Source organism: Pseudomonas sp. JV245A (genome assembly GCF_032424515.1).
In the GTDB taxonomy this organism is placed as follows: Bacteria; Pseudomonadota; Gammaproteobacteria; order Pseudomonadales; family Pseudomonadaceae; genus Aquipseudomonas; species Aquipseudomonas protegens.
In genome coordinates this window covers 1-204 of the sequence record NZ_VYKE01000691.1, presented here as the reverse complement: position 1 = coordinate 204, position 204 = coordinate 1, and the positions used below count along the sequence as shown (strand labels likewise).

The 204-nt window shown below is 68.6% G+C and carries 1 protein-coding gene; it reads right to left on the bottom strand.

Features of this window, described 5'->3' with window-relative positions; all coding sequences use genetic code 11:
• On the bottom strand, nt 1–204 hold a 204-nt coding region (locus tag F6S12_RS33635; protein WP_315870097.1), incomplete at both ends, for a putative Ig domain-containing protein.

The following is a 204-nucleotide window of genomic DNA, read 5'->3' as shown; positions in this document are numbered from 1 at the left end:
TGCCAGCGGCGCTCGGTATGCCGCTGATCGCACCGGTGCCGGTGTTCAGGCTGAGGCCGGTCGGCAGGCTGCCGGATGTGATGCTGTAGCTGTAGGGCACAGTGCCGCCGGTGGCGCTGAGGGTAGCGCTATAGGGCGTGCCGGCAGTGCCGTTGCTCAGGGAGCCGGGGCTCAGGGTGATGCTCGGGGCACTGACGGTAATGC